Here is a 7,357-nt window from a genome sequence, read left to right on the forward strand (position 1 = left end):
GATGGACGGCTGCGAGCTGACGATCTTCGCGGCCGATCACGGCATCGCCGCCGAGCTGGCGCCCGCCATGCCGAACTGTTCGGCAAGCTGCTGGCGCGCCGGAACGACCGGCGCACCGGACCGGTGGCCGCCGAATGATGCGGCGCGCCGATCCGGCGGGGCGTCTCGACGAGACGCTGCGCGATCTTCTGCACGGCGGTGTCGCGGCAGGCGCGGTCGGCTTTTTCGTCAACCTGCTGCATCTGGGGCTGCCGCTCTTCACCATCCAGGTCTATTCCCGGGTGCTGTCCAGCGGCAGCGTCGAGACGCTGACGGCGCTGGCCATCCTCGCGCTGACGCTTCTGGCCTTCCAGACCCTGCTGGACGTGATGCGCCAGCGGATCTTCGTGATCCTCGCCAACCGGGCGGTCGCGCGGCTGGGTCGGCCGGTCTTCGAGGCCGCCATCGAATCGAGCCTGACCAAGGGCCCCCAGGCCGCCAGCGGCGCGATGCAGGACGTCTCGGAACTGCGCGCCTTTCTGGCCGGGGGGGCGCTGGCCTTGCCGCTCGATCTGGCATTCGCGCCGGTCTTCCTGCTGGCGCTCTTTCTGTTGCACCCGGTTTACGGCTTTGTCGGGCTTGGCGGCGCGCTGGCGCTGGGGGTTGCGGCCATCGCGACCGAACTCCTGCTGCGCGGCCCCTCGAAAGAGGGCACCCAGGCCACCGCCCGGGTCAATGGCGAGACCGCCGAGGCGATCCGCCATGCCGAACTGATCACCGCCATGGGCATGCTGCCCGCGCTGGCCCGGCGCTGGCGCCTGGCGCAGAACCGCGCCATCGAGATGTCCGAACGCGGGGCAAAGCTCGCGCGGCTCTTGTCGACGCTGACCCGGACGCTGCGCGTGGTGTTGCAGATCGCGGTGATCGGCTCGGCCGCCTATCTGGTGATCGAGGACAAGGTCTCGGCCTCGACGATCTTCGCCGCCACGGTGCTGACCGGGCGGCTGCTGTTGCCCTTCGAACAGACCGCCTCGGGCTGGAAGCAATGGCTTGAGGCGCGCGCCGTTCTGGACCGGCTGAAAGGCGTCACCCGTGACGGCGTGGCCGCGCGCTCCGCGACCCCGGTCGAGATTGAATCGGGTCGCCTGGTGGCCGAGCGGCTGAGCTATTTCGCCCCCGGCGGCGGCAGCCGGCCGGTGCTGCAGAACATCAATTTCAGCCTGGAAAGCGGGATGATGATGGGGGTGATCGGCCCCTCGGGCGCGGGCAAGTCCTCGCTGTCGCGGCTGATCGTCGGCATCGCCCAGCCAAGCGCCGGCGGGCTTTACCTCGACGGGCAAAGCACCTTCGCCCATGAACGCGAAAGCTTCGGCCGCGCCGTGGGCTACCTGCCGCAGGAACCGACGTTGCTGACCGGCACCGTGCGCGACAACATCGCCCGGTTCGGCGACCATGACATGGCCGCGGTGGTGCGCGCCGCCCGTGCCGCCGGGGTGCACGAGCTGATCGGCAGCCTGCCGCAGGGCTATGCGACGCCCCTGGGCAGCGGCGGCCATCCGCTGAGCGGCGGCCAGCGCCAGCGCATCGCGCTGGCCCGCGCGCTGATCGGCACGCCCCGGCTGATCGTGCTGGACGAACCCAACTCGAACCTCGACGCCGAGGGCGAGGCGGCGCTCGTCGCCGCCATCGAAACCGCCCGCGCCGCCGGGGCGACCGTTGTCGTCGTGGCCCAGCGCATGTCGATCCTGAACCGCGCCGACCGGCTGCTGCGGCTGCAGGACGGTGCGATGGTGCAATTCGGCCCGCGCGACGAGGTGATGCAGGCCCTGACGCCGCAGCGCCCGCAACCGCCGCGCCGCCGCCGGGAGATCGCGTCATGACCGATGTTCTGCATTTCGATCCCGAGGACCCGCCGCTGCCGTCCTACTGGCCCGTGGTCTGGGCGGCGCTGGGCGTCGCGCTGGCGCTGAGCCTGACCCTGACCGGCTGGGCGATGACCGCCCGGCTTGACGCGGCGCTGGTGTCGCACGGGGTTCTGCATGCCGACAGCGAGCGCAAGACGGTCGAGCATCTGGAAGGCGGCATCCTCGCCCGGCTGCTGGTGCAATCGGGCGACATGGTCGAGGCCGGTCAGGTCGTGGCCCGGCTTGACCCGACCCAGACCGACGAGAAGCTGGCGCAGCTGCGCTCGGACCGCGACGCGACCCGCTTCGCGTTGTGGCGGCTTGCCGCGGAAGAAGAGAACCGGCCGCTCGACCCGGCCACGGCGCCACCCTGCGACACCTGCACCCGCACCGACAAGATCGCCGAGACCACGCGGCTGTTCGAGGCGCGCCAGCGCGCCCATGGCGCCCAGATCGATTCGCTGAACCGCCAGATCGCCCAGCTCGAAGGCCAGATCGCCGCCAACGAGGGTCAGCGCAAGGCGGCCGAGCGACAGGTTCAGCTGTGGGAGGACGAACGCCGCATGGTGGCCGATCTGGTCGACCGCGGCGCCTCGCCCAAGCGCGACCTGCTGGATCTGGACCGAGCCATTGCCTCGCTCGCGGGCGACCGCGACGAAAGCGCGGGGCTGGTCGAGGCCGCCCGTCAGGACATCGCCCGCGCGCGGTCCGATCTGGTCGCGCTGACCCAGCAGCGGCTGGCCGAGATCGCCACCAGCGAAACCGAGGCCCGCACCCGTCTGGCCGCGCTCGACAGCCAGATCCGCGCCATGGAAGACGTGCGCGCCCGGCTCGACCTGCGCGCGCCGCAGGCCGGAAAGGTGGTCGAGATCAATACCGTGACCCCCGGTGCCGTGCTGGGATCGGGCCAGCCCCTGATGGAGATCCTGCCCCGCGACGACCAGCTTGTGGCACTGGTCAAGCTGCCCCCCGACGCCATCGACACGCTGCATCGGGGCGTGCCCGCCAAGGTGCGGCTGACCGCCTTCAAGCGGTCCGACGCGCCCACCGTGACCGGCGAGGTGTCCTATGTCTCGGCCGACCTGCTGGAGGACCCGCAGACCGGCGCGAACTATTTCGAGGCCCGGGTGACGCTCGATCCCGACAGCGTGGCCGAGCTCGACGGCGTGGCGCTGACCGCCGGCATGCCGGTCGAGGTCACGTTAACGATCGGTGAACGAAGGGCGGGCGATTATCTGCTCGAACCGATCCTGCGTCACTTCCGGCGCGCCTTCAACGAGGAGTGAGCTGCGCATGACCCGCAAGGCCATTCTGCAAATCGGCACCGAGAAGACCGGCACGACGACGCTTCAGACCTTCCTGGCGGCCAATCGCGAGGCGCTGGCCGCGCGCGGCTTCGTCTATCCGCGCTTCTGCGGCGCCCTCAACCATACCGGCCTGGCCGCCTATGCGATGGATGCCGACCGGCCCGACAGTCTCAAGCACCCCTTCGGCGGCATCGCGGCCGCCGACATTCCGGCGATGCGCGCGCGGCTCAGGGCCGCCGCGGCCGAGGATCTGGACGGCAGCGGTACAGCGATCTTCTGCAGCGAACATTGCCACAGCCGCCTTGTCTCCGAAACCGAGGTGCAGCGACTTCGCGACTTCCTCGCGCCCCATTTCGACGAGATCCGGGTGTCGGTCTATCTGCGGCGGCAGGACCAGATCGCGCTCAGCCTCTATTCGACCGTGCTGAAAAGCGGCGCGGTGCCCGACCGGATCATCGGCATCCCCGACCCCGAAAACCCCTATTACAATTATGACCGCTTCCTCGGGCTCTGGGAAAAGGTCTTCGGGCAGGACGCGGTTTCGGTCCGCATCTTCGAACGGTCCAGCCTGACCGGCGGCAGCATCGTCGACGACTTTCTCGATCAGTGGCAGATCGGCCCGCCCGAGGCCTTCGCCCCGGTGGCCGATGAAAACGGGGCGATCTCGCCCGAGGCCCAGCATTTCCTGCTGAGCCTCAACCGCCACTTCGGCGAGGGCAGCACACCCGAGGACTGGGCGATCCGCGGCCAGCTGGTCGCCAGCCTGTCCGCGGGCTTTCCCGGCAAGGGCCTGCGCCCGGCGCGGGCCGCGGCACAAACCTTCTACAAGGCGTTCCGCCCGTCGAACGCGGCCGTCGCGGCCCGTCATTTCCCGGATCGCGCCACGCTTTTTTCCGAAGATTTCAGCGCCTATCCCGAGACCGCCGACCCGGCCGTGCCCGACACCGAAACGCTGGCGCGGGTGGCCGCGGCGCTTCTGGTCGAACGCGGGCGCGAGATTGAACGGCTGGAGGCCGAGATCGCGATCCGCGACGCGCGGCTGCTGGGGCGACAGGACCGGCTTGAGGACGCGGCCGCGACGCTGGCCCGGGCCATCGCCCGCGCCCCCCGCCAGCCCGGCCTCCACCGCACCTCGGGCGAGTTCCTGCTGCGGCTCGGACGCAACCAGGAAAGCCTCGCCGCCGCGCGCGAAGCCTGCGCGCTGCAACCCGACAACTGGGAATACCGCCATTTCCTGGGGATCGTGCTGGCCGCATGTGCCGAGCCGGCCGCCGCAGCCGACGTTCAGCGCGAGGCGCTGAGCATGAAGCCCGGCCATCCGGGCATCAAGCGGGCCCTTGAGGCCGCCCTGTCGCAATGCCCGCCCCCGGCGGGTGCCACCGTATGAGTTCAAGAAGGGACGATTGAAGGATGCTCAATCTCACGCCTGCCCAATCGGCCAGAGTCCAGGCCGCCGGCCTTCGGCTGTCGGGCCTTGCCAAGACCGGACATCTGCACCCCAGCTCCTGGGTCGAGGGTCCGACGGCCATCCATGCCACGGTACCGGCCGGCTCGATCCTGCGCCTGGGCGCCTTCTGCAATCTCAGCGGCAGCCAGATCAACAATGCCGAGATCGGCCGCTACTGCTCGATCGCCAAGAATGTGGTCATCGGCACCCATGAACATCCGACCAACTGGCTGACCTCGTCGCGCACCGCCTATTTTCCGCAGGTCAACGGCTGGGACCGGCTGATGGCGGGCGAGGACGCGCCGTCGCTTCAACGGCGCAAGCGCCCCTTCCCCGGCAGCTGTCCGGTCACCGTGCTGGGCCCCGATGTCTGGATCGGCGAAGGCGCGTTCATCAAGTCCGGCATCACCATCGGCGCCGGTGCGATCATCGGCGCGCGGGCGACGGTGGTGAAGGATGTGCCGCCCTATGCCATCGTCGTCGGCACCCCCGGCCGGGTGCTGCGGCTGCGCTTTCCCGAACCCGTGGTCGAACGGCTTCTGGCGCTGGAATGGTGGCGCTTCTCGATCTACGACCTCTTCGACGCGCCCTTCGACGATATCGAACGCGCGATCGACGCGATCGGCGAGATGGCCGCCTCGGGCGCGGTGACGCCCTATCAGGGACCGGTGTTCAGCGCCGAGGATCTGGCCGATCCGGACCGGATGCTGCAAGTTCTGGACGGGAGCCCGCTTGCGCTGGCCAGTTGACATGCACCCGGATCAGATCCCGTTCCGGCCCCACCCGGCAGTCGGCATCAAGCCGCATCCGGGTGAGTGTCAGCCACAGATGATCGCCCACCCGGTCGAGCATCGGGGACGGGCTGTCCGGGTCGACCAGCGACGGGTAGGCATAGGCCGCGCCCTGCCCGCAATCGCGCGCCCACAGAAGCGGGGCCTCGACCAGCAGTACCGGATCGTCCCAATGGATCAGATCGCGCGAGACATAGGCCCAGATCCCCGCCCGTCGGGCGCCCCCGGCATCGCGCCCGACGCGCGGCGAGACCGCCAGAAAACGCCCTGTCGCGGGCTGAAAGACGACCGAACTCAGCGTGGCATCGAGCCCCGGCAGCGGCGCGCAGACATGCGCGTCGGGGTCGGCGACGGCGCCGCGATAGGGATCGGCGAAGCGCGCCGAAAACCCTTGCCCGTCCCAGGCGCGCCAGTCGCCCGGCCCGCCATCGCCCCTTCGGCGCAGCAGGCAGGCGCCCCGGCGCTGCGCGCCATAGGCTTCGGCAAAGACGAAGACATTCAGGAACCCGTCCGCCTCGAAAATGTTCGAGGGCGTGAAATAGCCGCTGCGCCGGGTCTGGCCGGGATCGTAGGGATAGGGCAGCGCCGCGACCGGCGGGCCCGGCAGGCGGGCGAAGCTCTCCCCGCCATCGCGGCTTTCCAGCGCCACCACCGCATTCCGCCAGCAGGCCATGTAGCGCCCGGCGGCACAGGCACCCGGATGCCGGTCGCCCTGATATTCCATATGCCCCAGCGCCTCGATCCGCGCGCCGTCGCGGGTAAAGATGGACGACACCCAGGTCCGGTCGTTCCGCGCCGCCGGGTCGGCGTCTTCGCCGCCGCGATGCACCACCCCGCAGACCCGCGCCAGCCGGTCGGCGGCCGGGCCAAGGCTCTGGCGGCTCTGGTCGGACCCCGCGATCATGTGGATGCGGTCCTCCGCGTCGCGCCAGAACCGCGCCGGGGCGTCGGGAATGTCCCAGCGCCCGCAGCGTTCGGCGCTCCAGTCGAACAGCAGCGACGCGGCGTCCAGCGGCGCCACCGGATCGGCGCCGGGCGACTCCGCCAGGGCCAGCCCCGCCAGTCCCGCCGCCGCGATCAGACCTGCGCCCCGCCTCATGCCGTTCCGCTCCTTCCCGGCAGCGGCACCCCGCAGCCTTCCGAAAGACTTGTCCCATGACCGCCGCCGCACCGTCCGACATCACCCGGGCCCTGCCCGCCGCCGACGATCCCCAGACCCGGGTCAATGGCGTCTACGACCTGCCCGCGCCCGGCCGCATCGCCGGATGGGCCATCGACCGCGCCGATCCCTCGGCTGCCGTCGAGGTCGAAATCTACCGCGAAGGGCGGCTTGTCGCCAAGGCCCGCGCCGACCGCCACCGGCCCGATCTGGAACGCGGCGGCATCGGCACCGGCCGCTACGGCTTTGCGGTCGAGATCGACCCGCCGGTCGAGCCCGGCCTGGCCTTCACCCTGTCGGTCCGCGCGATCACCGGCGACGGGGTCGCGGGGGCTTTGCGTGCCACGGGCGCCGCGCTGCCCTCGGACGATCCCGACCGCCGGGTTCTGGAAACCGTGTTTGCCCGAGTCGCGGCGCTTGGCACCGAGATCGCCGATCTGCGCGGCGCGCTCGCGCGCCATGACGATCCCGCCGACCTGCAGGAAATCGCCCGCGCGCTCGACCGGATCGAGCTGGTTCAGGCCCGGCTGGAACTGACCGCGGCCGGGTCCGGCGGGACCGCCGCGCCCGACCCTCTGGCCGGGCTCCGCCGGATGGTGGTGGCCTCGCTCGTGCTGGGCGGCGCCGCGCTGGCGCTGGGCCTCTGGTCGCTCTTCGCGGGCTAGGCCATCGGCCCCCGCTCTTTCCTGACGCTGTCACACAAAGGACGATTCACATCATGAACCGGCAAGTAACGAAGGCGGTTTTTCCCGTTGCGGGATTGGGGACGC

Annotated in this window: 6 protein-coding genes; 5 read left to right on the forward strand and 1 reads right to left on the reverse strand. The window is 70.5% G+C overall.

All coding sequences use genetic code 11. The annotated features are described in order from the left end of the window. The first annotated feature begins 134 nt into the window (after positions 1-134). Genes BYZ73_RS20285 through BYZ73_RS24070 form a run of 4 tightly spaced genes read left to right on the forward strand, consistent with a single transcriptional unit; the run spans position 135 to position 5,386 of the window. Positions 135-1,859, forward strand: a complete 1,725-nt coding sequence (locus BYZ73_RS20285; RefSeq protein ID WP_112317454.1) for a type I secretion system permease/ATPase — start codon at positions 135-137, stop codon at positions 1,857-1,859. Further along, the gene (locus BYZ73_RS20290; protein ID WP_112317455.1) at positions 1,856-3,169 is read left to right on the forward strand and encodes an HlyD family type I secretion periplasmic adaptor subunit; all 1,314 of its coding nucleotides are present in this window, start codon (positions 1,856-1,858) and stop codon (positions 3,167-3,169) included. The genes BYZ73_RS20285 and BYZ73_RS20290 overlap by 4 nt, the downstream gene beginning before the upstream one ends. A 7-nt stretch (positions 3,170-3,176) precedes the next feature. Continuing rightward, positions 3,177-4,577 (forward strand): tetratricopeptide repeat protein, encoded by a 1,401-nt coding sequence (locus tag BYZ73_RS20295; protein WP_112317456.1) that lies wholly within the window; start codon positions 3,177-3,179, stop codon positions 4,575-4,577. A gap of 23 nt (positions 4,578-4,600) precedes the next feature. Continuing rightward, on the forward strand, positions 4,601-5,386 hold the full coding sequence (locus BYZ73_RS24070) for a CatB-related O-acetyltransferase (RefSeq protein WP_108028520.1): 786 nt from the start codon (positions 4,601-4,603) through the stop codon (positions 5,384-5,386). On the opposite strand, the gene BYZ73_RS20305 is transcribed toward BYZ73_RS24070, so the two are convergent. Then, positions 5,310-6,527: a hypothetical protein gene (locus BYZ73_RS20305; RefSeq protein ID WP_112317457.1), complete on the reverse strand. Its 1,218-nt coding sequence runs from the start codon at positions 6,525-6,527 to the stop codon at positions 5,310-5,312. The two genes, BYZ73_RS24070 and BYZ73_RS20305, sit on opposite strands and share 77 nt — an antisense overlap. 56 nt (positions 6,528-6,583) lie before the next feature. Between BYZ73_RS20305 and BYZ73_RS20310 the strand changes: the two genes are divergently transcribed. Next, the gene (locus BYZ73_RS20310; protein WP_108028522.1) at positions 6,584-7,252 is read left to right on the forward strand and encodes an ABC transporter C-terminal domain-containing protein; all 669 of its coding nucleotides are present in this window, start codon (positions 6,584-6,586) and stop codon (positions 7,250-7,252) included. Positions 7,253-7,357: the final 105 nt, after the last annotated feature.

This window comes from Rhodovulum viride (genome assembly GCF_003265965.1).
GTDB lineage: Bacteria > Pseudomonadota > Alphaproteobacteria > Rhodobacterales > Rhodobacteraceae > Rhodovulum > Rhodovulum kholense.